This window comes from Paraburkholderia sp. RL18-085-BIA-A, assembly GCF_046027075.1.
GTDB lineage: Bacteria > Pseudomonadota > Gammaproteobacteria > Burkholderiales > Burkholderiaceae > Paraburkholderia.
In genome coordinates this window covers 39,582-60,677 of sequence record NZ_JARESU010000035.1, presented here as the reverse complement: position 1 = coordinate 60,677, position 21,096 = coordinate 39,582, and the positions used below count along the sequence as shown (strand labels likewise).

The window sequence follows — 21,096 nt, the reverse complement described above, 5'->3', positions numbered from 1 at the left end:
CCGTCGGGGATATCGGCAAAGCGCCGGCATCCTGAACCCTAGGTCACAGTCAGAACATTTGATATGAAAGTGTTGTTCGCCACCTATCCGATGGCTTTTCACACTCCAGGCGGTGGCGAGATTCAATTGCTCGCCTACGAGAAGCATCTCCCGCAGCATGGCGTGGAGGTGAAGCTGTTCGACCCCTGGAAGCCGCAGTTCCTGGAACACGATGTCGTCCACTTCTTCTCGTGCGTCGGCGGGTCGTCGCACTTCTGCGCGTTCATCAAGCGGCTCGGCTTGCCGCTCGTCGTTTCGTCGAGCTTATGGATCACGGAAGAAACCCGGCATCTCTATCCGGTCGACGAGATTCGCGCGCAACTCGGCCTTGCCGATCGCGTAGTCGCCAATTCGGAGATCGAGTGCGACTCGCTCGCCCACGTACTGAACCTGCCGCGCGAAAAATTCGTCACCGTATACAACGGTGTAGATGACGTGTTCTTCGAGCGGCCGCAAGCCGAACTTTTTCGGCAACACATTGGCACCGACGCGCCGTTCGTGCTGAACGTCGGCAATATCGAACCGCGCAAGAATCAGTTGCGCCTCGCCCAGGCAATGAAGGCCCATCCGGATCAGAAATTGCTACTGATAGGGCACGTCCGCGATGAAGCCTATTTTAACGACGTGATGCAGGAAGCCGGCTCGCAGGCTACTTATATTGGCCCGCTGCCGCATGATTCCGAGTTGCTGCGCTCAGCCTACCAGGCCTGCTCGCTCTTCTGTCTGCCGAGCACACTCGAAACACCCGGCCTTGCAGCGCTCGAAGCAGTCGCGCAGGGTACGCCTCTGCTGGTCACATCCGAAGGCTCGACCCGCGAGTATTTCGGCGACTACGCGACTTACGTGAACCCGAACGACAGCGACGACATCGCGCAACACATCGCGCAAGCGCTGCAGAAAACTGGCGCTGGCCACGACCATGCAAGCCAGCGTGCCGCGAGTGTCCTGGGTAAGGAGTATTCGTGGTCCAACGCGACTGCACGCCTCGCTCAAATCTACAATACGTTAGTGAAGTGACGAAGGGAAACGGAATGAACTTTTACGAAGACAAAACTGATCTGGTGGATCAATACATGCAGGATCGGTTCGATCAGGCGCAGGGCGTTAAGGGATGGAACGTCAGGTACGTCCCCAAGGCGCTTGATTTCGTCGACGCAGACGCGTTGAACATCAAGGCGATCGCCTTTTATCTTCCGCAGTTCCATCCGATTCACGAAAACGATCTCTGGTGGGGCAAGGGCTTCACCGAGTGGACCAACGTCACGAAAGCGGTGCCGCAGTTCGTCGGCCATCACCAGCCGCATCTGCCGGGCGAACTCGGCTTCTACGATCTGCGCATTCCCGAAGTGATGCAGCAGCAGGCCGAGTTGGCCAAGCATTACGGCATCACCGGCTTCTGCTTCCATCATTACTGGTTCGGCGGCAAGCGCCTGCTGGAAAAGCCGCTTCAGAACTTGCTCGAACACAAGGAAATCGACATCAAATTCTGCGTGTCGTGGGCCAACGAAAACTGGTCACGTCGCTGGGACGGACTCGAAGATGACCTCCTGATCTCGCAGAACCACAGCCCCGAAGACGACATCAACTTCTTCGACTCGCTTGTGGAAGCCTTCCGCGACGACCGCTATATCACGGTCGACGGCAAGCCGGTGCTGATCGTCTACCGCGTCACGCTGCTGCCCGATGCGTGCGCCACCGCCGAACGCTGGCGAGCACGGGCGCTCGAAGTGGGCTTGCCCGGCGTCTATCTGGTCGCAGCCAAGTCGTTCAACATCACCGACCCGACCGTGTTCGGTTTCGACGCCGCTGTTGAATTCCCGCCGCATCAGTCGCATGCAAAGGAAATCACCGAACAGCACGTGATCATGAATAAGACGTACAAGGGCAAGATCTACGACTACGAGGAAGTGGCAAATCGCCTCGGCAAAGTCACGTCCGAAGATCACCTCACGTTCAAGACCGTGATGCCCTCGTGGGACAACGAAGCGCGCAAGCCGGGCGCGGGCTTCTCGTTCGTCAAGTCCACACCGCAAAACTACGCGAAGTGGCTCAACGATGCCTGCCAGACCACCATGCAGCACGAAGAAGGCAAGCGCCTCGTGTTCATCAACGCGTGGAACGAATGGGCAGAAGGCGCGCATCTGGAACCGGACCGTTACCACGGCTATGCGTTCCTGCACGCAACCGCAAACGTGCTGCGCGGCTACCGCAAACCCACCGCCGCCGATAACTTCTACAACGAACACAACGCGAAGTTCGTCAAGAAGAGCAATACGGCCGTCGTGCTGCATCTGTACTACGAAGACCTCGCCGACGACATGATTGCGTACATCAAGAACATCGGGCAACCCGATCTCTTCGTGACGTTCAAGCAGGGTGTCGACCAGGCGTATCTGCAAAAATTCATCGACAGCGGCCTCAACACGTATCTGCTCCCGGTCGAGAACATTGGCCGCGATATTCGGCCGTTCCTGGTCGCCTATGGCGAAGTGGTCAGCCGCGGTTACGACTATTGCTGCAAGCTGCATACGAAACGCTCGCTGCATCGCATCGATGGCGATACGTGGCGCTCGTCGCTGCTCGGTTGCCTCGCCGGCTCGCAGCAGTGCGGCGAAAAAATCATCGACTATTTCCGTCAGAACAAGGAAGTCGGCTTGCTGGCGCCGAAAGGCTCGATCACCGATCTGTCCGTGCCTGAAATTCACGCCGGCAACATCAGTTGGCTCGACGCGATTCTCGGTAAGATCGGCGAAGACTCGCTGATCGGCAACTACAATATCCATTTCCCGTCCGGCTCGATGTTCTGGTTCAGAGCCGATGCGTTACAGGATCTGCTTGACCTCAAGCTGGAGCGCGAGAGCTTCGAACTGGAAACCGGCCAACTCGACGGCACGCTGGCTCACACGATCGAACGTCTGTTCGGCGTATTCGCGAGCAAAAGGGGCTATCAGATTCAACAGATCGACGTTGCCAGCCTTTGATGCGAGCGGACCGTGGAGGCAAACGTGATTTCCAATAGAAATTTTATCGACTTGGAATTCGGTCGGGATAATGGTGTCCGCGAAAAGGCATTTTCCCCGTCCCTTCTGCACGTCCTCGACATCGTCAATCAGGGTTACACGGTCGTGCGCGGCACTAGCGCCGTGCCCGCCAGGTGCGACGCCGCGCGCGCGGCGGTCGCTCGCTTCAAGGAAGCGAATGCCGAGGCATGCGCGCGGCATGTGAACCCGCACGGCTATCTGCCGCCGCTCTCGAACCTGCACTGCGGCCTGCCTGAGTTGTTCAATCTGTTTTCGACACACACGCTCGTCGCGGAAATCGCCGACCACTTCCTCGGCGAAGCAGTGGTGGTGTCGTCCTCGTACACGGAACAAGGCTCGACACGCACGGCCGAGCGCGACGCGCCGAAGTTCTGTACCGAACCCGAGCATCTGCACATGGATGTGTGGTTCGCTCTCGAAGACATGGACGGGCAGAATGGTCCGTTGACGCTGGTCCCAAAGGCGCACGCGCTACCGGAACTCGATCGCGCGGCAATTCTGCGCTCCGTTTATCACGGTGGTGGCGATATCGATCCGGAATCGCCGGAACTCTGGAACGCGTACCAGGCCGAACTTCGCAAGCAATACGAACAGGCAGGACTTGCCGAAGAAAACATTCTGGTCAGAAAAGGCGACGTCGTTATCCGGCACCCGGACATGCCGCACGGCGAAGCGCGCGCGTCCGATCCACAGCGCACGCGCCACGCGCTCGTGATGCGCGTTACGCCACCTGATATGCAAATCGGGAGCCAGGACGTTTTCTACGGCGCTCGCAAGCTGCCCGCAGAGCCCGCCTCGTGGCGCTACAAGACGGCCGGCGCGCGGCGCTACGTCGATCATCACGCGGTAGGGTTCGGGCAACAGGCGATATACCTGATCTCTGATCTTTCGTTTTAAACAGGCAGAGCGATTGGCGCTGCGGCGCCACTCGTTCCTATAAAGAGATAAACATCCGATGCATCGAACCGACTGGCTTGAAGGTTTTGGACACCCGTCCGCAAGCGTTGATTTTTCGCTCCCCAACGGCGTCTATTTCCTGCTGGAGTTTCTGCCTGAACTGCAACAATACGGTGACCGGTCGTTGCAGGACCGACTCGCGCTTTATTTCTGGTGGGAAGCTATCGGCGCGCGCTGCTATCCGGATTTCAAGTGGGTTCTACGCGAGCAGGACCACGCCGCCCTTGCCGCGATCGACGACAAAACCTTGTGCAGTTGCTTCACGAAGGCGATCGGCTTCTGGCTTCGTCACACCAATCCGAGCAGCCTCGAACGTCCGAGTCTGATGCAATTGCTGCTAAGCCCGCCCGCGCAGGACAAGGACGAGCAGATCGAGCTGCCGTACTTCCTGCACGTGCTTCGCGAGGACCGCGACGACTTGCAGCGTGATTTCGATCTCGCCGCGCCGAGCAGCCGCCTCGCCTATTTGCGCTGGTGGGAAACGCATGGCGCAATCGAATACGCGCGCATGCCCTGGTCGGCGACAAATATCGTCGCGGAGTTGTCGGCGCTGGAAGTGAGCGACGGCGCGACGCTGGAGCAACCGCGCATGCTCAGCGTGATCTGGCGACATCGTAAAGGCTTGCGGCAAAACTACGCAATTCATACGCTCGGCGGTCAATTGGCCTATCTGGGCTGGTGGCAGGAACACGCGACGGAATACCCCACGCTCGACTGGTCGCCGCGGGAAGTCTTCGACGATCTGCTGAAGCTCGAAACGGTGGAAGGCGCCGCGCCGCTGGCGCTGCCGCATCTCTTGAATCTCGTGTGGCAGGAGCGTCAGGATCTGCACGCGCATCTGGACCGCCGCGCGTTCAAAGGCCAGTTCGCCTTCGTTCACTGGTGGCAGGAAGAAGGTCAGGCGAACTACCCTGAAATCCAGTGGTCCACCGACGCGCTCTACGACGAACTCATCACGCCCAAGGCGACCAGTTACATCGAAGGCATCAAGCTGCCGTATTTCGTGCAGCTCGTGTGGAACGAGCGCGACGATCTGGTCCAGTCGTTCGACCGCAGCGAATACGAAGGGGTTCGCGGCATGGTGCATTGGTGGAATCAGGCCGGCCGTCACGAATATTCGCTGTTGCGCAACGCGATAGTCGAGCCGGAAGCCGGTCCGGATGGGAAGGCCGCGCGCTTCGTCGTCCAGTCGAACGTGGTGGATCGCACCTTTCCGTTCGGTGTGAATATCATCGGATTTCCTCAGGGGATTCTGGGGCTCGCCGAAGATGCGCGCATGATGGGCCACGCGCTCGAACTCGCCGCCGTCCCGCGCGCGTTCATCAATGCGCCGATCGCCGGGCCCGCCAAGGTTGATAACTCCGTTACGCGCCTGCTGACGCTCGATCCGAAGTACCGGGTCAGCGTGTTTTGCCTGCCGCCGCCGGAGATGATGCGTCTCGCGTTAGAGGGCGGACGCAAGCTGATCGACAGCGCCACCTACAAGGTCGGTGCGTGGCCGTGGGAACTGCCCCAGTGGCCGACCGCGTTCGGCCGCGTGCATCAGTTCGTGGACGAAATCTGGGCGCAAAGCCGTTTCGTCCAGACGGCCTTCCGCAAGCTGGGGGACACGCCCGTGTATCACATGCCAATGGCCGTCGACATCCCCGCGCCCACGCAGCGCGTGCGCGGACGTTTCGGTTTGCCGGAAAACGATTTCCTGTTCTATCTGATGTTCGATGGCAATTCGTGGCTCACGCGCAAAAACCCGCTCGCGGGCGTGCAGGCGTTCCAGCAAGCTTTTGATACGTCGATAGGCGGCGTCGGGCTCGTCATCAAGGGCATGAATATCCGCGAGTCCGACCCGATCTGGAAGCGCATCCGCGACATCGCCTCGCGCGACCCGCGCATTCGCATCGTTTCGGAAAGGCTGTCGCGGCAGGACTCGATCAACTTCATGGCGTCGCTCGATTCGTACATTTCGCTGCATCGGAGCGAAGGTTTTGGGCGTGTTATCGCGGAAGCCATGTTGCTCGGGCAGCCGGTGATCGTCACGAACTTTTCGGGCAACGTCGACTACTGCGACACCAACACCGCCTTCCTCGTGGACGGCGAGCTCGTGCCGCTGCGCCCCGGCGACTACCTGTTCCACGAAGGCCAATACTGGTGCGATCCGGATGTCGATCAGGCCGCGCAGCAGATTCGTCGCGCATTTGAAGATGTCGATGCGCGCACGCGCGTCGCCGCAAGTGGGCGGCAGCGTCTGTGTCAGGATTATTCGATCGACGCCGTGTCGCGTCGCTACGCCGCGCGCATGGCGGAAATCGAAGCGGGAATACAAAACCGATGAAGCTATTCATTTACGCGCAGGATATTTTCAGCGGCGACGCCGTAGGCAACCACTGTTTCGGCGTTGGCCGTTCGGCGGCGCGTAGCGGCCTCCCGGTCGAACTGTTCGGCCAGAACTTCGACACGTCGGCGCGCACGATCAGTCACGTCGACCAATTACTTGCGAGCATTACGGCCGACGATCTGCTGTTCGTCAGCTACTCGATTTACGACGAGTATCTCGACGCATTACTCGCCCTGCCGTGCCGCAAGCTGTGCTATTTCCACGGCATGACCGACCCGGAGTTGCTGCGCGAGTTTGAGCCGCGTACCGCCGAGCTATGCAGTGCCGGTATCGCGCAGTTGCCGAAGCTGAAGGCGTTCGACGTTCTGATCGCCAATTCGACTCGCACGGCGAAGGAATTGAAAGAACGTACGGGCGCGACCAGCGTGGCCGTAGTGCCGCCGGTCCTGCCCGACATGCCGGCCTTCCAGTACGAACCAGCGCCGCGCGACTTCGCCCGCCGTTCCCGCAATCTGCTGGTCGTTGGCCGTGTCGTGCCGCACAAAAGGCTGGAGGACGTGCTGTCGGTCCTCGCGGAAACGAGAGCGCTAGGCGCCGACGTTACGTTGACCGTGGTCGGGACGATGCCGAACTATGAGTATTCGAAGTATCTGCTCAACTTCGGGCGCGAGCTTGGCGTGCTCGAACACGTCAACTTTACCGGCATGCTGGACGACGGCGATCTGTTCTTCTGTTTCGACAAGGCCGATGCGCTCCTGTCAATGAGTCTTCACGAAGGATTCGGCGTTCCAGCGCTCGAAGCCATGTATTTCGGCTTGCCGGTACTCGCCCGCAGCGGAACGGCCATCGACGAAATCACGGCGGGCGTCGGCGTATTCCACGACAACAAGCCACTTGCCGCGTTTGCGCACAGCGTGTTGGAAGTGCTCTTCGACGACACCTGGCGACGTCGCCAGGAAGCGGCCGGCAAAGCTCGAGCGCTCAATCTGCTGGAACAAGCCAATGATAGCGTCTGGTCCAACCTTTTCACTGAGGCGACGAAGATGTCGAGCCGCGTATGACGAGTCCTTCACTGCGCACTGCCCTCGTTACCGGCGCGACCGGCGACCTTGGCTTCGCAATCGCCCAACGTCTGCTGAAAGACGGACATCGGATGGTCCTGCATGCCCGAGACGCCGACAAGGCGCGACACAGAGCGGCAGAACTGAAAGCGCAGGTAAGCGGTGGCGAGATCGTGACGCTCGTGGCCGATATCGACACGGCGGCCGGTCGCGCCGAACTCGTAGCCGAGCTTGCCAAAGCCAGAATTCATATCGACGTGCTGGTGAACTGTGCGGGCGGCGGCGGCGCTCACGAATCGTGGTGGGACACCGGCGACGAGAAATGGGAGGCGTGCTTCCGCCTGAACGTGATGGGCACGGTGGGACTTTGTAAAGCGTTTGTCCCGGGGATGAAGCAGCGCGGCTGGGGCCGCGTCATCAATATCGCGAGCGTCGCCGCATCGAAGCCTCTCGCAGTGGGCCCAGAATATGCGTCAGCTAAGGCAGCGGTTCGAAGTCTGACGGTCAGCCTCGCGCTCGAATGCGCGAACTCAGGCGTGACCGTGAACTCCGTGTCGCCTGGTCTGTGCATGACCGAGAAAGTGAAAGGCTTTCTCGAACCGCTTGTTGAAGCGTCATCGCGGTCGGAAAATAGCCTCGACGAGTTTGCGTCGCGCAATGTCTTTCCAAATCTGATCGGACAGCTTGCTCGGCCGGAAGATATTGGTGAAATCGTATCGCTGCTTGCCTCAGATCGCGGCGCCGTAATAACTGCACAGGATCTGGTTGTGGACGGCGGTTATCTGTCCGTCACGCCGGCTTAATAACGCATCGTAATGGACGAAAAATTTGCCCGCGTCTGCCATTGACGCAAGCGCAGCAAATTCGCTCTTTCAGGATTGAGAATTAGTATGATAGTTGGCGCAAGACGTGTCATTGCATTGTTTCTCGTCTATGGACGCACCTTTACTGACGAGGGGATCTCGCACATTCGCAAGATCTTCGGCAGAATGCTGCCCGACAGCGAATTGCAGATAATCATCATCGACAATAAGCTTGATCAACCGTATGAAAATACGGGCAAGCCTGTGTGGGAAATTTCTGGCGACAACGCGCTCGGCGAATTCACCGGCTGGGACCACGGTTACGAGTTCGCCCGCCGCAAGCTGAATCTCAACGAGAACGATCTGATCCTGTTCGCAAACGACACGTTCTTCCGCCGGAATTATCGTGCCGGCGGCGTTGGCTATATGGACTTTTTCGACCACCCGTTGCTCGACGGCCATGACCTGACGAAGGAGTGCATCGGTTATCTCGACGATTTTCCGCGCGAAGTCGAATTGATGGGCATTCGATATACCAGCTGGATCAGAAGCAACGTTTTCTTTATTCCGTTCAATGTGTGCGAGAAGCTTGGTAAATTTACTTTCCCGTTGCCGGAAGAGGAAATATTCGCGCCCAGCTACAAGGCATTCTGGGGAAAGACGAATAAAATATCCGATAACTGGAAGGCTTATATCAGCAGTTGGCTTTTTGGATATTCAGACCCAAAATTTCCGGAATATCAGCTTCATTGGCATAGCGCGCGCGCGCCTAATGAGGAGAACTTCGCGCTCTTCAAAAGAAAGGCCCGCGCGATTCTCTCCGAGCATTATCTTACGGCTCGCCTGCACGGGATGAACTGCCCGATCATCGACACCAATCTGTTCCCGCGTCTGCCGGATCGGCATACTGCGCCCTACTATTCCTGAACTCGCGCAATCGGATGGGCCGGCCAAAGAGGCACGACGATTCGCTTGCAAACGCCCGCAAGCCTCGCCCGGGCGCCGTGCGCGCCCGATACTGTATAGTGCTCTCCAACGCCGGAGCATGACGGCACCGTCGTCTGTTCGTCATTTGCGCAGTAGAGCAGTGCTCGGCCCGCGGAACACAAGCACGTGAATAAGCATGGATAATCCAAGACTTCTGATCACTACGTATTACAGCGCCTTTCTCAATCCTGGTGGCGGAGAAACTGAACTGCTGACCTTGATCGAAGGTTTGCGTGTGCTCGGCGTCGACGCGGATCTGTATGGCCCATCCAGCAAGCCATTGTCGTCGTACTCGTCCGTGTTGCACTTCTCGGTCCAGGCGGACGGCCTCGTCATGCTGCAACGAGCCAGATCGCAGCATAAAAAAATTTTCCTGTGGCCGAACCTCTGGTGGAATGCGCCGCCCAGGGCGGAAGAGCGTGAACTCGTCGCGAATTTTTTCCTACTTTCCGACCGGATCATTTTCAAGTCGCGCTCGGAATTAGAAAATATTCGTCAATACGTTCCAATCAAAGACGAACAGATTCTTCACATTCCGGTTCCAGTCAATTCAAAGTTCTTTAATGTTTCCAATCCGGAAATTTTTAAAAGAATGTACGGGCTCGACAAATACGTGCTGTGGGTCGGCGTATTGAACCGGACCAAGAATCAACTCACGGCGATCAAAGCGCTCAAGAATCTGGATATCCCGGTGGTCTTTATCGGACATCCGAACGACGAAGACTATTTCAGCGAGTGTCGCGCTACCGCGCCGGAGCATTTCCTCTTCATTCCGCAGATGCCGCCGGCCTCGGAAATTCTGTGCTCGGCGATGCAAAGCTGTGCGCTGTTTCTCGAAGTTCCGCTGGAGCCGCCCGGCACTTCCGCGCTGGAGGCCGCGCTGGCCGGACGTCCGCTGGTCTTGTCCGAAGGGCCATGGACCAAAGAGCACATGGGTTCGCACGCGCGCGCCGTGAATCCGCGCAGCGAGGAAAGCATTCTGACCGCCGTCAAAGACGTGCTGCGCTCTCCGCCGCATGGCGAAGCGCTGTCGAAAGAGATTTTGCGCCGTCATCTGGCGCCGCGCCCCCTAATGCCCTTGGTCGAGTTGATCAAGCGCAGCGTACGCTGATACCTGGACACACGGCATGGCTCACTCAGGTCTAGCGGCTCCCCCCACATACGAATTTTCCGTGGTCATTCCCTGCCACAACGAGAGTGGCTACATTGAAAACCTGTTGCACGACCTGGCGGCGCAAACCGTCAGTAAAGACAATTTCGAAGTCGTGGTGGTCGACAATAATTCCTCTGACAACACGAATGAAGTTGTCTGGGAATTCGCCTGTCACACGCGCAAGTTAAATCTCCGCCTGGTTCACGAATATGAGCCCGGTGTCTCGTGCGCGCGTAATTCGGGCGCACACGTCGCCAAAGGCACTACACTGATTTTTCTCGACGCAGATAACCGCGTCTCGCCGACGTTTCTATCCGACATCTCCTATACGATGCACGCGAAAAACAGCGTGGCCGGCACGATCCGCACCATGCCGGACGTCGCGCAAGCACGCGCGCTCTTCGTGTTCTGGGTACTGGAGATCATCAAGGTTTTTCTGCGCCGCCCTTTTGGAAAGAGCTACGTGCATCGCCGCCTTTATGACAGCAGTCACGGCTATAACGAGCAGATCGTACTCGGCGAAAATCTCGATTTCCTGCTTCGCGTGAAGGCGTTGGCGAAGAAAGAGGGCAAGGCATTCGGCCACATTCGAAGGCCGATCTATTGCTCGCTCAGGCGTTTCAACACGCAAGGCTACGTGCGCGTGCTGATGCCGTGGTTCGCCGCGTATTGTGGGTTCTTCAATCTGAAATACCAGACGATGACGTCGATTAAAGGGCAGGATGTAACGTAGACGTAATTCAAACAATCAACGGTCTATGTGTTAGGTGAATTTCGGTTGTCTGTTTTCTATTTTTATGCCAAATCGAGGGGGCGCGGGGGAGGCGGCTAACGAAAACAGATCGAATGCCATCCGCAACATGCAAGCAATTGACCGCGCGCTGTGTCAAGTTGCTATCAAGGTATCTGTTGATACTTCACGATCTCTTTCTCGGTTTCGCGAGGGACACAGCGTTTGCAATGGACGCGAGCGGCTCACATCGATAGGCAGAGAAAGCACGGCCCCCCGCAGAATCTGGGGAACGCGGCCGCAACGAGGATTTTCCAAACCGAATGCAACTTTCCGTTGCGTATTGGTAGGTATCGGCTTTGACTTGTGCCGGTTGCACAGAGTCGATAGGGACCAGCACCCAGTCAGTGTCGAATTCTGGTCGGATGTAATCTAACGGGTTCGACGTCAGCATGATCGACTGGACCGGCTGTCCCTGAAATGAGAAGTTGTCTAAAAGCGGTGACACCCAGAGCCCGCTTGCCGAATTCAACACGTTTGCTCTCACTTCCCGGACCTCGCCTGAGCGCAATTTGTACTGAATTTTGAGCACGCCGCCCCTGAACAGAAGGTTTCGCAAGCGCCCCGCGAGAGTGAACTGCAAATGCAGCTTCAATTTGACAACGCCTGGACCCGCTTGCGGAACCGCATACCACTGGTCAGGCTTCATTTTTTGCGTTGAGAGAAGCCGCTCCGAATACGGCGTCTGGTTTGCGTTTGCTTCCAGCAGGAGTGCCGGAATACCATTCCGGACGTTGAAATGATCGACAATATGATAGTTAAGCAGTAAGGCGCTGGCAGTCAGCGGATCTTCGTTCAGCGCGTATTTCCGATCGACTCCCTCAAACGGATTGCAGTCTTTTTCACCGCACAAAATGCCCGCCGCCCATATCACGTACCTGGGGCGCCCCGCGCTTTCGAAGAACTTCTTATTCATCCCATCCAGCTTGGGCGTCAGCGTCATGTAGTTCTGAAACAATGGCCTGTGAACGTAATTTAGATGGTTGGCAAACGCATATTCGTTGTTATAGGGATAGACGTCGACGGACGAGTCGCCAATCCTGTTTCGCACCGATTCCGGCAATACGTAAGGGCTATAAGCAACCGCCATGCGCTGCCAATAGGGCGCCGACAGATCGACGCCAGTAAAAATCCTGTCGCGGGTAGCGGCTCCCACGTAAGTGGGGTGACTCGAAATGTCGTACAGCGCACCCAGCGCCAGCAGAAAAATGATCCTTCCGCGCCAACTCCCTTCAAAAAGCATCACGCACGCCGTGACAGCGGCCGGAACGATGAAATAGGGAAGGTAGTGATCCGTTCGGCTGAAACCGACCTTGAACATGATGATCACAAGCGCGTTGATGGTCAGGAACAGAACGCGTCGTCGCCAAAGCACAAAGACGTTCATAAAGAGCAACAGCAATGCTGCTGCAATGAAAGTGCGACTCGTGTTTCCGACGTCCAAAGTCATGTCGACCGAGTTGCCGAAGTTCAATTGGTTGTTAATGACGATGTAGTCGACCAGGCTCGACGGCTGGTGAAAGATCAGTAGCCCGATCAGTACATAGCCGACAAGGCCGCCCAACGCAATGAACAACAATTCGCGAACGCGTCGCAGAACGACAGCACGGCTCACGTAATACGTGGCGAAAGTGACGATGGCAAAAGTGCCGTAGAAGAAGCGCACGTACAGTGAAAAGCTGGCGATCGCTCCCAATAAAATCAGCCAGCGCGCGTCTACCCGTAACGGCTCTTTCTCGCGAAATTCCAGATAAGCAACCAGGGCTAGTGGCCATAGGAAGTAGGCACACCGCAATGCAAGGTCCATGTCGAAAAACAGGTAATACGCGAGACCCAGCAGGATGTATCCGCGATTACGAAAGCTCAGCGAGATGATGATTGCCCAGAAAAACGCTTGCACCGCGCTAATGAAGACGATGCTGATCCAGTATGTGTAAATGTCGTACGCTATTGTGGTGCCGCCCGTGAGCCAATAGAGCGGCCCATAGCTGAACAGGAAATCCTGATTACCATAAAAGACCGTGTTGGTCAGGTTCACCCACTGCTCGAGATTGCCCGCTGAGCCGATCGTCCACGAAAAACGCGGCTCGGCAAAGAAGATCATGAAAATGAGCCCGAATGCTAGCCATTCGACGCCGTACTTTTTTGACGTGGAGATCATTCGCGACAGAACCCTTCTCCGGCCATAGCCGTAGGCGAAAACGCTCGGTTAATTAGGTCGACTTGCGATGGGGTGCGCCGTTGCCGGCATTCAGACAGCGGCAAACAGCTATAGGTCAGACGTTATATGCGCCAAAACACGCTTGCAAGAGCATTTTGAGAACGTCGATATTGCCCCTTACCGCGCTGATCTTCGTAGGGACTTCGCCTTTCGGATAACGTCGCGTCGTCGCAAGCTCGATGCACCGGAAGTCGAGCTTCGGCGCACGGTAGGACAAGTAAACCAGCAATTCATAGCTTGTAAATATATTGCGAAAGGCCGCTATTCTCTTGTCCAGAAGCATGCGCCGGCTATAACCACGGAACCCCTGAGTCGTATCGGTCCACTTGAAGCCCGAGAACAGGCTGAGGATGGGCGCATGAATGAACCGGATCGCTAAATCGCGTGATCTGGGTGTGTTCTCCGCGATGCCACCGGCGAGGAAGCGCGAGGCCTGCACGAAGTCGACCCCGCCTTCCAACGCGTCGATGAAACGCGGGATTGCCTCCGGATCGTCCTTGTCGTTTCCGTCGATGGTGACGATGTGTTCGTAACCTTCATCGAGCGCGAACGCATAAGCACAACGCAGTTGCGCGCTGAGCTTGCCCGGCGCCGTTTTCACCAATAGACCGCGCACGGCGTGTTCACGCAGATACGCTTCATCCAGAGACCCGTCAGTGCTTCCGCCGTCGACAATGATGATGTCGGCGCGCGTGGCGTTGCTCTGATCGCGGATGCGAGCCAGCAGGTTGCGGATGCGATTACCTTCGTTGATGACAGGAATAATGACGCACGCTCTGTGCTGCCGCCCGAGCCAGAAGAGCGTTTCGAAGCTCGGCACCTGCCAGTTGTCGCGATCTGTTTGCGCGGGCGATGTAGTTATAGTATTCATTGCGTCTGTCAGGCAACACGTATGGTGAGAAGTGCCACGCCCATGACGATCAGGCCAACGCCCGCGCCGGTCGTCCAGTGGAAAGGTTCTCGGAAGATCAGCACGGAACTGAGTGCAACGGTTGCGATCGCACCGGAGGTCAGCACGGGGTGCGCGACATTGAGCGGCAAGCGCGCCAATGCGGCGGCGTACAGGAGAAAGGCCGCGCCATACAACGCGAGTCCGAGCCAGAAAGGCCAGTTGGTCAGCGCAGCTAGGGGATCAGACAGGGAAGGAAATTTGCGCGGCGTGAGCATTGCGAACTTTACCAGGACGCTCGCCGCGGCATTGGATCCGATGCCTAACGCAAGAATGATCCACTTCATTGGCTTGCCTCTGCCGACGTGTCGCCGTAGCAAGCGATGGTTTTTCGCAAGGCCCGTTCAATGCTCGTGTGATGAGATTCGTCCTTGGTTGCGACCATTTCGATCGTGACGATCTGCTCGGGAAGGGACTCGCGAATACTGCTTGCGATTGTTGCGTGATCACAGGGCCCGTCGCCGACCGGAATCAGCGCCGGTTCGCTTGCGTGCACGTGGCCGATTGCGGACGCACACTCGCGCACCGTTTCTTCCAGAGCCTCGGCATTGATCGTCATTGCGCCAGTATCCAGTTGCATTCGGATCGCTGCGTGATCGACTTGCCGGACCACGTCCAGAGTCTCTTTGCTCGTCGTCATGAAATTCGAGTCGTAGCAGGTTGGATTCGGCTCAAGGCAGATGATCATACTGCTTTCGCCTGCGATCTCGCCGAGCCGACGGAAAAACGGCACCGCGATGTCTAGCGCCGCGTCATTGTCCAGATCGCCGCGGTTACGGTTTTTAGGTGAACCGAACACGAGCCGGGTTGCACCGAGTCCTTGCCCGACGTGGCAAATCGCTCGCAGATGCGCCAACATCGCTTCACGGCTTTCGGCGGAGCCAAAGAGATTAAGCCCGACCGTGCCGAACAGCAGCGATTGCATTCCAATCACCTCGATTCCGCGACGGCTCCACGCGTCTTTGACACGCGCGATTTCCCCGGCACCGGCCGATGCGGGATCTAAGAAATATTTGGTTGGCGCGATATCAATGGCATCCACGCCGTAGCGCGCGAATAGCTCGGCCAGAGATTCGTCTTCGGAGTGGTCCCACGCGATGTTGGAAATTGAAATCCTCATAGTGGCAGCTACGCTCCGGCCTGGCTGACGTGCGGCTCCGACTGAGCGTACGCGCGGACGGCCTGCAGAGTCTCACGTTTGCTATACTGAGCTCCCGTCAGCACCAAAGATCGCGGCATGACGCGTGCGCAGGTCGTATGTCGCCGGCGCTTGCGACACAAGTTGTTCGAAGCGTCTGCCGAATCCCTGCAACGAGAGATCGGCCACGCTCAACGGTTCGGCCGTCAGGTGGATCAGCCGAAGGTTCGCGCGGCGGGCAATTTCGATGTCGTAAGCGAGATTTACCATCGGATAAAACTGGAACACGTCCCGGCTGTCAATCGAATTCACGTTGTTGTCATTGAGAAAGTCGAATATGACGTTCTTTCGCAGCCTAGGCCCTACTAAACCCGGAAGGCGCACGATCAGACGATCCGGAAAGTGCGATTCGACGAACTCTTCTAGGTAGCGGCGGTGCTTGCCGTAAGCGTGCAGGCCTTCCTCGTCAACGGGCGAACTCTCATCGACGCCGATTGGACGTTTGAACACGTCGACCGTGCTGATCAGCGTGAAGTGACCGCAGCGGATTGTTTTGAGGTGCGCGATCAGACCTTCGATGTTGCGCAGATCGGCTTCCGGTTCGCGATTGGCGATCCACTTCTGCGCAGGCGTACCCGCGCACGTCACGCCGTCGAAAGTTTGTCCGTCGATCGTACCGATATTCATAGAGCGATAGAGCGAATCGAACTGACCTTGCCTAAGCAGTGTTTGTCCGACGAAGCCCGAAGATCCAATGAGCGCTTGGGTCATGATGAATGTTTCGCAAACGGAAGTGATTGATTCGAACTGGTGACAAGCGACTCGGCGTCTAGCTTCTCGAGCACGTCGTAAATGTTGTCGATCTTCCCACCCAGCACCGAGTAGCAGCCATGCAATGCTGGATGTTTTTCGAAGAAGATGGGTCGACCATCGTCGATCTCGTTCTTTGCCAGGATAGTTTTGACTTCGAACAGAGAGTCTACGTAATTCGCTTTGAGGACTGCCGGCTTATAACGCGCCACGTCGCGAACCATGCGATCCACCCGCGTATCACGAGGGTACGCAGCGAGTTGCGTATAGGGGTCGACTCCGCGCTCGTCGTCCCAGTGCAAATGAGGCGTGTAACGCACATGGGAGAGCGTGTGAAGCTGGCGTGAGGGGAACGGCATCATCGAGTAAAACGGACCGTCCATGACAGTAACACCCAGGTTCTCCAGTTCCGGAGGCGCTTCCAATAGCGCCATTTCGGTGATCTCGTGCTTGAGGCGTGCGCGCGTACCGAGGAAATCTCCGCCGAGTTGGTTCAACCCACTATAGGTGCAGTTGAAGACGTAGCGTGTCGTCAACTTATAGGAATGGCGGTTGGCTTCGCGCGCGACGACAGCCAGGCCATTGTCGCCAACGCGCTCGAGCGATTCGGCGCAAGTATGCAAACGGACTTCGATTCCTGCTTCAAGCAATTCGCGGCGTGCCCAGGCGCCGAGTCGCTGAGAGTCGAACGCATACTCCTGAACGACAAAACGTCCTCGATCAGGCGTGGCTCGAACAGGGACTGGAGCTTCGGGGCGGCTCGTTCAAGCCACGCGCCTGTCTCGCGACAAAAGCGTTGAAACTGTCGCGACGTGACTTTTGAGTTGCGGCGCGCAATAGCGTACAGCTTGATGAAATCGGATTCCACGACTTGCGGCCACTCGCGAACGAACTTGGGCAGATTGATTCGGCTTCGATAGGCCGTCGTGAAGCTGCGCGGATAGTGATAACCGTTATGCACGCGCGCTTGGTTGTTATAGGACGCTCGCTGCAGCAAGTCTGCCTCCTGCTCCAAAAGGCAAACTCGTTGGAATCCCCGCTTCCGTACGAGGTAAAGCGCAATGACGGCACCATAGAAGCCCCCGCCAATGACGACGGCATCATGAGATGTCGAAGTCGACATCAGTGCTCATCCTGCGCCCGTCCGGCGGCTCGCTCGGGGGAGAATTCGATTTCTTCGATATTGAGTTTTTCGCGCCGCGTCATCTTGGCACTCGTGAATTCCTGTCCGACGTGATAAAGCGGGCCTTCGCTGGACAGGCTTGCCATGTTCAAAATGTATTCAGCCAGAACCAGGAGCACGAGGGAAATCAGGAAGAACATGCCAGATTGTTGCAGCGAGATACTGACCCACCCAGGAGCGACGTCCTGCTTGAAAATGCCGATCAACACCACGTACACCGAGTAAACGAGGTTTGCCCCAGCGCCAAACAGACACAATGAGGTAACAATTCGCATTGGCGCGCGGGTAGTTGACACCAGCAGACGGATGCCACGATCCACGCTATCGCGAAGGTGTTTCTCGCGAAGCTCTTTTGGCGGCGAACTGTAAAGGAGTCCGTACATGAAAAGCCGCCGGTGAGCGGCAAGTGACGATACGCAATCGCAGGCTGCGGATGCTGGAGAATGAAGTTGACGATCCGCTTGCTCACGAGCCGGTACCGGGGTGCCTCGTGGGCGAATTTCATGCCGCTGGAAGAACGGTAGAGCAGATCGAATGCCGTCTGAGCAAGGTTGTACATCGTGCTCTGCGCCGGCCGTTGCCGGTTGTAAGCCAGTACGATGTCGACTCCGCTCGTTGCCTTCTCCAACATCGACTCGAGAAGGGAAATATCGTCGAGCAACGGATCTAGCGCGACCACGTAATCCCCGAGCGCGTTTTCAAGGCCAACCCAGAGAGCCGTGTCCGCGTCCACTTCCTTGGTCAGCACATAGATTTGCAGGTTCGGCTGGCCAGATTCCAAGGTGAGATTGCGAAGTACCTCAGCGCTGTTGTCTTCGGATGCGTTATCGACCACGATGAGTTCGTAGTCGGAGACCAGCCGACTTAACGCATCTCGTTATACAGAAGTGTCGTAGCCGTCGCGCAAGATCTGGATGGTGATCACAGCATCCATGACTCGCTGCATGCCGATCCACAGCGTCTTCGCGCCCGGTTCGCCATCGCTCTTGCGCCCCAGAAACCCACCCAGTGACGCAATCATCCGTATCATCTGGTTCAGTGTCGGTGTTTTTTTCGGACGGGGTTTTTTTGAGAGCACGTGAGCGCCATGTATCTCGTCAGTCTCAAAGAACAGTGACGCGTCCAGCTCTGGACACGTCCTGCCCAGACGCATGAGCCGTGCGATTCGCCACGCTACGACCATGTACAGCACGAGCGCCTTCTCCACCCGCTCCATCTGCGAGAGCTGCAGCGCCTCAACCCGACAGGCGTTTTTCAGTACATTGAAGAGCATTTCTATTTCCCACCTCGCGCGGTACCAGTCAACGAGTTCGATGAGCGCATGCGCATCGCCCGCTTCGCGGTTGGTCACAAGACGCCAGATGACGGGCTTCAGGCCCGCTGGCGCATCCACCTCATACGCCTCGACGCAGGTGAGCGTGACACCGGCGCGCCCGGGCAGCCTGATGCGCTGGCTACGCAGTTCCTGCTTCACTTCACGCGCCTTCTGGCCACTGCGCCCGGGCAGCACGAAGCTGATATGGCCGAGCACGTTACTCGCGTGTACCTTTTCCCACAGCTTTTCTTCGTCCTTCAGGGCACGATTGTGCTGGGAGCGGATCAGCCAGTCAGCCGGTTCGCCCAGTTCCTGCGCACGCTGCATGAGCGCCGCGATGTCGCCTTCACGATCGGCCACATACACCAGTCGCGTGTCAGGCAGGGCCCGTGCCTGCTCGGCCACGATCTCATAGCTTTCGATCCAGCGCGCACTTTCCCTGACACCGCCACGCCTGCCGTTTGCATCACGTGGCTCGCGCGCCCACATCCATGCGTTCATTACACCCAGCGGCTCCCGATCCGGTGTCACCGCATAAGTCGCGTGAAGATACATGCCCACCTGTGCTTCATAACTGAGCGGGCCGGCCCCTTCGATGTCCTGACCGTGAAAGTTCAGCTCTGTCGTATCGGCAATGCACAGCACCACCGGCAACGCTCCCATGCGCGCCGTGGTGCGATCCCAATGCGGCTGCATCATGTCGCGCCAGTCGATGCGCTCATTGCCCAGAAAGCGATATGCCGCCATCGTCTCGGCCCAACCTTCGCACGCGCCCGGAATGCTGGCCGTGGGCCGGCTGGCGAACCGTTTGACCAGTTCCTTCGCGCGCCGGTCTCGCCGGGGATCGCCCAAATCCAGAGTCTCAAATTCCTCGTCCACCCATGCTCCCACGTCGTCTCGGATCTTCATGCCGAAAATCCGAGAGTAAACGCGAAATCCGCATTGGTAACAACCCTTCTGGCTGCTTTGCTATTCCACCATCGTTTCCGGAAGCGTCGATTTGTGTATAACGAGATGGACTTAACGTCGCGGCAGCCTCGGTCACGAGTGCTTCTACACGCACACTTTGATTACGTACGAGCAGAACGACCGAGACGAGAACAGGTAAGAGCATCATGCGTTTACTTGGTACCTGAAAACTACATTTACCGTGCGTAAAAACCATTATTTTACCCAGGCATTTATTGCCGCGATAGCGCTCGGCGTAACGATTTTCGGAGCGAGCGCGTCCGCTCTGTCTCACGGCGTTCCGACAATGGCTTTTTTCGAATATTCGTCGCCGACTGTCATCATTGCTTCGGCTGCATCTTTCGTCGCGCTTCTGGGCGCATTTGATCGGATCAAAATTGCCCTCTTCCGAAGCGCTGTCTCCGCCGTCGCGAAGAGAACCATGAGCATCTATTTCATGCATCTTCTGCTCGTACAGGTTTCCTTTTCGCACTCGCAACAAATGATGTACAGCAACCACGTCTGGAGTCTCTATCTGGCCGCGTGCGCAGCCGCGCTGGCGATTTCCACGGTTGTTGCAATCTGCATGCAGAAGGTGCCGGTGCTTCGGATCATGTCGGACTGAATGCACGCGGATTCCACGGATGTGAGGCGCCAGGACACGGCTTGCGGATCACGAATACTTCGTTGAACTCCGCGTCGATACCCTTCGATCGATCCATCAGCCGATGCGTTTCGACAGGCACATCGCCCGCCCACTCGCTGAGCAACAACTCGAAGTCGTAACCGTATTCCCAAGTGACGAGCGAGCGCCCGCCGTCCGCTGCCGCGTGATACTGCGGCTCGTAAAGATGCTTGACTTCGCCGTTCACTAATTGAGCGCACTGCCGCGTGTGCGTGATCCATTTCTGCTTTGGCGCAGTAAAGACGTGCGCGCCCCCGGGACGCAGAACTCTCATGATCTCGGCAATGGCGAGGTCTGGCCGGAAGACGTGCTCCAGCACGTCTTCGGTAATGAAAAGATCGAACGTTTCGTCGGCATAAGTCATCGCCTCGATGTTTTCACACTGCGCGCCTTCGCACTTGCAACCCGGTTCGATGGAAGGGTCGTAAACCGAACGCGTATAGCGCTGCGCAAATCGCGAAGTGTAGTCGTTGACTGGCGAGCACTCGTGGACTTCGGCGCGTTCCCAACCGGGGAATTTCGAGTCCAGCACCATGTGCAGATGTCGGTTCCTCGGAATCGACTGGCACTGGAGGCAATAGTAATTGTCTCGGAGCCAGTCACTTTCCGAGCGGAACGTGACTGTGGACCGACAGCAATGGCAATAGCCTGCGTGTTCCAGAACCGGCTGGCGCTGCCTTGAAT

General features: G+C 57.4%; 21 protein-coding genes. 10 read left to right on the top strand and 11 right to left on the bottom strand.

Annotated features, from left to right (window positions below):
* Positions 1–63: 63 nt before the first annotated feature.
* From P0D89_RS23490 to P0D89_RS23450, 9 genes are all read left to right on the top strand, one after another.
* Entirely contained in the window at positions 64–1,056 is a 993-nt protein-coding gene (locus P0D89_RS23490) for a glycosyltransferase (protein WP_408377312.1), read from the top strand.
* A 14-nt stretch (positions 1,057–1,070) separates the two neighbouring features.
* A complete protein-coding gene (locus P0D89_RS23485) occupies positions 1,071–3,020 on the top strand; it encodes a glycoside hydrolase family 99-like domain-containing protein (RefSeq protein WP_408377310.1) in 1,950 nt (649 codons plus the stop codon).
* 24 nt (positions 3,021–3,044) lie between these two features.
* Positions 3,045–3,977: a phytanoyl-CoA dioxygenase family protein gene (locus P0D89_RS23480; protein WP_408377308.1), complete on the top strand. Its 933-nt coding sequence runs from the start codon at positions 3,045–3,047 to the stop codon at positions 3,975–3,977.
* 58 nt (positions 3,978–4,035) lie between these two features.
* Positions 4,036–6,366: a glycosyltransferase gene (locus tag P0D89_RS23475; RefSeq protein ID WP_408377306.1), complete on the top strand. Its 2,331-nt coding sequence runs from the start codon at positions 4,036–4,038 to the stop codon at positions 6,364–6,366.
* Positions 6,363–7,430 (top strand): glycosyltransferase, encoded by a 1,068-nt coding sequence (locus P0D89_RS23470; protein WP_408377304.1) that lies wholly within the window; start codon positions 6,363–6,365, stop codon positions 7,428–7,430. Before P0D89_RS23475 ends, P0D89_RS23470 begins: the two co-directional genes overlap by 4 nt.
* Positions 7,427–8,233 carry an SDR family NAD(P)-dependent oxidoreductase gene (locus tag P0D89_RS23465; protein WP_408377302.1) on the top strand — a complete coding sequence of 269 codons (807 nt, stop codon included), beginning with the start codon at positions 7,427–7,429 and terminating at the stop codon, positions 8,231–8,233. The genes P0D89_RS23470 and P0D89_RS23465 overlap by 4 nt, the downstream gene beginning before the upstream one ends.
* Before the next feature lie 87 nt (positions 8,234–8,320).
* Positions 8,321–9,160, top strand: a complete 840-nt coding sequence (locus P0D89_RS23460; RefSeq protein ID WP_408377300.1) for a hypothetical protein — start codon at positions 8,321–8,323, stop codon at positions 9,158–9,160.
* Between the two features lie 295 nt (positions 9,161–9,455).
* A complete protein-coding gene (locus tag P0D89_RS23455) occupies positions 9,456–10,331 on the top strand; it encodes a glycosyltransferase (protein ID WP_408377298.1) in 876 nt (291 codons plus the stop codon).
* 61 nt (positions 10,332–10,392) lie between these two features.
* Entirely contained in the window at positions 10,393–11,106 is a 714-nt protein-coding gene (locus tag P0D89_RS23450) for a glycosyltransferase (RefSeq protein WP_408377296.1), read from the top strand.
* Between the two features lie 184 nt (positions 11,107–11,290).
* On the opposite strand, the gene P0D89_RS23445 is transcribed toward P0D89_RS23450, so the two are convergent.
* The 10 genes from P0D89_RS23445 to P0D89_RS23400 all read right to left on the bottom strand — a co-directional run bounded on the left by P0D89_RS23445 (position 11,291) and on the right by P0D89_RS23400 (position 19,688).
* Entirely contained in the window at positions 11,291–13,324 is a 2,034-nt protein-coding gene (locus tag P0D89_RS23445) for a hypothetical protein (protein ID WP_408377294.1), read from the bottom strand.
* A 115-nt stretch (positions 13,325–13,439) separates the two neighbouring features.
* Positions 13,440–14,204, bottom strand: coding sequence for a glycosyltransferase family 2 protein (locus P0D89_RS23440; protein ID WP_408377293.1), 765 nt, complete (start codon positions 14,202–14,204; stop codon positions 13,440–13,442).
* Positions 14,205–14,263: 59 nt separating this feature from the next.
* A complete protein-coding gene (locus P0D89_RS23435) occupies positions 14,264–14,620 on the bottom strand; it encodes an SMR family transporter (protein ID WP_408377291.1) in 357 nt (118 codons plus the stop codon).
* Positions 14,617–15,453 (bottom strand): sugar phosphate isomerase/epimerase family protein, encoded by an 837-nt coding sequence (locus P0D89_RS23430; protein ID WP_408377289.1) that lies wholly within the window; start codon positions 15,451–15,453, stop codon positions 14,617–14,619. Before P0D89_RS23430 ends, P0D89_RS23435 begins: the two co-directional genes overlap by 4 nt.
* Positions 15,454–15,534: 81 nt before the next feature.
* Positions 15,535–16,242, bottom strand: a complete 708-nt coding sequence (locus P0D89_RS23425) for a Rossmann-fold NAD(P)-binding domain-containing protein (protein WP_408377287.1) — start codon at positions 16,240–16,242, stop codon at positions 15,535–15,537.
* On the bottom strand, positions 16,239–16,931 hold the full coding sequence (locus P0D89_RS23420) for a hypothetical protein (RefSeq protein ID WP_408377345.1): 693 nt from the start codon (positions 16,929–16,931) through the stop codon (positions 16,239–16,241). The genes P0D89_RS23425 and P0D89_RS23420 overlap by 4 nt, the downstream gene beginning before the upstream one ends.
* Complete coding sequence (locus P0D89_RS23415) at positions 16,814–17,404, bottom strand: FAD-dependent oxidoreductase (protein WP_408377285.1); 591 nt, start codon at positions 17,402–17,404, stop codon at positions 16,814–16,816. The genes P0D89_RS23420 and P0D89_RS23415 overlap by 118 nt, the downstream gene beginning before the upstream one ends.
* Complete coding sequence (locus tag P0D89_RS23410) at positions 17,404–17,673, bottom strand: hypothetical protein (RefSeq protein WP_408377283.1); 270 nt, start codon at positions 17,671–17,673, stop codon at positions 17,404–17,406. Before P0D89_RS23410 ends, P0D89_RS23415 begins: the two co-directional genes overlap by 1 nt.
* Positions 17,667–18,299 carry a glycosyltransferase gene (locus tag P0D89_RS23405; RefSeq protein ID WP_408377281.1) on the bottom strand — a complete coding sequence of 211 codons (633 nt, stop codon included), beginning with the start codon at positions 18,297–18,299 and terminating at the stop codon, positions 17,667–17,669. The genes P0D89_RS23410 and P0D89_RS23405 overlap by 7 nt, the downstream gene beginning before the upstream one ends.
* 42 nt (positions 18,300–18,341) lie before the next feature.
* A complete protein-coding gene (locus P0D89_RS23400; RefSeq protein ID WP_408377279.1) occupies positions 18,342–19,688 on the bottom strand; it encodes an IS4 family transposase in 1,347 nt (448 codons plus the stop codon).
* 241 nt (positions 19,689–19,929) lie between these two features.
* On the opposite strand from P0D89_RS23400, the gene P0D89_RS23395 reads away from it, so the two are divergent.
* Complete coding sequence (locus P0D89_RS23395; protein WP_408377278.1) at positions 19,930–20,352, top strand: acyltransferase family protein; 423 nt, start codon at positions 19,930–19,932, stop codon at positions 20,350–20,352.
* On the opposite strand, the gene P0D89_RS23390 is transcribed toward P0D89_RS23395, so the two are convergent.
* Positions 20,339–20,947 carry a class I SAM-dependent methyltransferase gene (locus tag P0D89_RS23390; protein WP_408377276.1) on the bottom strand — a complete coding sequence of 203 codons (609 nt, stop codon included), beginning with the start codon at positions 20,945–20,947 and terminating at the stop codon, positions 20,339–20,341. The two genes, P0D89_RS23395 and P0D89_RS23390, sit on opposite strands and share 14 nt — an antisense overlap.
* Positions 20,948–21,096 lie beyond the last annotated feature (149 nt).